The organism is Caballeronia humi (assembly GCF_001544475.1).
Lineage (GTDB): Bacteria > Pseudomonadota > Gammaproteobacteria > Burkholderiales > Burkholderiaceae > Caballeronia > Caballeronia humi.
The window spans coordinates 1-2,653 of record NZ_FCNW02000146.1 but is presented as its reverse complement, the minus strand read 5'-3'; the positions used below and the strand labels follow the sequence as shown (position 1 = coordinate 2,653).

Genomic DNA, 2,653 nt, shown 5'->3' with positions numbered 1-2,653 from the left:
TCGCTGCTGATCGGCCTGCCCCATCTCTTCGATGTCAGCTTCGTGATGCTCGTGCCGCTCGTCTACGCGATCGCGAATCGCACAAAAAGTCCGCTGATGGCCGTTGGCATTCCGATGGCCGCGGGCCTTTACGTGTCTCACGGCCTGCTGCCGCCGCATCCGTCGCCGACGCTCGCGCTCGCCGCTCTGCACGCCGACGCAGGCCGCACGATCTTCTACGGCCTGATCGTCGCCGTTCCCATGGCGATTCTGTCGGGCCCCGTTTTTACCGCGTTCGTGATGCGCTTCCTGCCGGTTACGCCGGGCGACGCGTTGTTCGGGCCCACGGCCGCGACGGAAACGAAGCAAGCGCGTCCGGTGCCACCGCTAGGTCTGGTGCTGATCACCGTGCTGCTGCCGCCGGTACTCATGATGATCCGCACGTTCGGGCGCAACTACGCGCCGAACGGCACTGCCGCGCGAGAACTGTTGGAAACGGTCGGCGACCCGATCGTGTCGCTGCTGATCGCCGTGCTGTTCGCGATCTGGTCGCTGGGTCTGAAGAGCGGCCTGACGCTGCCGCAGATTCAGAAGCTGCTCGGCAAGAGCGTCGCGCCTGCGGCCGCCGTGATCCTGATTCTCGGCGCGGGGGGCGGGTTGAAGGAGATGCTGCTCGCGACGCACATCGGAGATTCGATCGCGCACTGGGCCGTGCACTGGGCGATTTCGCCACTGGTGCTCGGCTGGGCGGTGGCGGCGCTGATCCGCATCGCGATCGGCTCGGCGACGGTCGCGACCGTGACGGCCGCAGGCATCGTCGCGCCGATCGCAGCCGCTACGCCCGGCGTAAATCTCGAATTGCTCGTGCTCGCGGTGAGCTCGGGCGGCCTCATGCTCTCGCACCTGAACGATTCCGGCTTCTGGCTCTTCAAGGAGTATTTCCGGCTGAGCGTCAGCGACACCCTCAAGACCTGGACGCTCCTCGTTTCCTTCCAGTCGCTCGTCGCGCTAATGGTGATCCTGCTGCTCAACGCGCTCGTCGGCTGAAATCAGCGGCTGAACGCCCTCTCGCTTCCCAAAGGACAGACACATGAACTACGAACATCTCTTCAAGACGCGCGGCAGCCGCGCGATTCAAATGGCACTCGTCGGTCCGAAGGGCGGCTTCGGCCGCTCCCTGCTGGTGCAATGCCGCGCGCTGCCGAGCATCGACATCGCCGCGCTGTGCGACCTTGACATCGACGGCACGCTCGCGACACTGGCCTCGCTCGGCTTCGGCGCCGATGCGGCGAAAGTCTGCAACAACGCCGACGACGTCAGCGCGGCGCGCGCCGCGGGACGCATCGCCCTGGTCGGTGATCACGCGCTGCTGAACGCGGTGGAATTGGATATCGTCGTGGAAGCGACCGGGCAGCCCGAAGTGAGCGTGCAGATCGCGGAGAACGCGCTGAAGCGCGGCGTGCACGTCGCGATGGCAACGAAGGAAACCGATTCGGTCGCGGGCCCGTATCTGAACCGGCTCGCGATCGAGAACAAGGTCGTCTACACGACGCCCGATGGCGATCAGCCGAGCAACCTGATCGGCCTCGTCACGTGGGCGCGCGTGCTCGGCTTCGACGTGGTGGCTGCGGGCAAGTCGAGTGAATACGACTTCATCTACGACCCGGCGGCGCAGACCGTCGATTATCTGGAAGAGCGGCACGCCGTCTCGCTCGACGCGTGCTGGACGCTCGGCAACGATATTCCCGCGACACTCGCCGCGCGCAGCCAGGCGCTCTCGATGCTGCCGCAGAGCGCGACGCCGGACTATTGCGAACTCAACGTGGTGTCGAATTCGACGGGCTTCCTGCCTGCCGCCGACGCACTCAACTACCCGCTCGCGCGCATCAGCGAACTGGCAGACATCTTCGTGCCCAAGGAAGACGGTGGCATCCTCGAGCGCACGGGGGTGGTAGACGTCTTCAACTGCCTGCGCCGCCCCGACGACGTGAGCTTCGGCGGCGGCGTGTTCGTCGTCGTGCGCTGCAAGGACGACGAGACATGGCAATTGCTGAAGCAAAAGGGTCACGTGGTCGGCAGGAACGGGCGCTATGCGTGTATCTACCTGCCGTATCACCTGATGGGGCTTGAAACGCCGATGAGCCTCTTCTCGGCGGTGCTGCTCGGCCAGCCGACGGGCAGCGCGGACCAGTTGCCCTACGCGCAGATGGTCGCGCGCGTCACGCGTGACTTCAAGGCGGGTGAGACGCTCGCGATGGGCGGCCATCACCACACGATCGACGGCGCGACGCCGCTACTGGTCGACCGCGTCAAAGCAGGCGATGCCGCGCCGTTCTATCTCGCCGCGAACAAGCGGCTCCTCGCCGATGTCGCGGAGGGTGAACTGGTGCCGCTCGCCGCGCTCGATCTCGACGGCTCGGCGCTTCATGCCGCATGGCAGCGTAATCCGTCGGCTTGAGCGGCATTCAAAAGCCCGCTCTCAATCATGGAGGACATTCTGATGAACGCGGCACCGAATAACGACCTTGGATTCACGCTTCCTATTTTCGACGCGCATCATCATTTCTGGGATCTGTCAGACGGCACGTTTCCCTGGCTCACCAACGAATACGACGACACGTTCTTCCTTGGTGACTATCGCCGCATGTGCAGCGACTTTTTGCCGGAGCAATAC

At 64.7% G+C, this 2,653-nt stretch carries 2 protein-coding genes; both read left to right on the top strand.

Features of this window, described 5'->3' with window-relative positions; translation table 11 throughout:
* Window positions 1-1,026 (top strand): GntT/GntP/DsdX family permease (locus tag AWB65_RS34565; RefSeq protein WP_087671224.1); only part of this gene is annotated, 1,026 nt, incomplete at its 5' end.
* A 43-nt stretch (window positions 1,027-1,069) separates the two neighbouring features.
* Window positions 1,070-2,437, top strand: coding sequence for an NAD(P)H-dependent oxidoreductase (locus AWB65_RS34560; RefSeq protein WP_087671223.1), 1,368 nt, complete (start codon window positions 1,070-1,072; stop codon window positions 2,435-2,437).
* Window positions 2,438-2,653: the final 216 nt, after the last annotated feature.

Coding starts and splice junctions, on each gene's coding strand:
- AWB65_RS34560 (WP_087671223.1), top strand. CDS start 1,070: ATGAACTACGAACATCTCTTCAAGACGCGCGGCAGCCGCGCGATTCAA.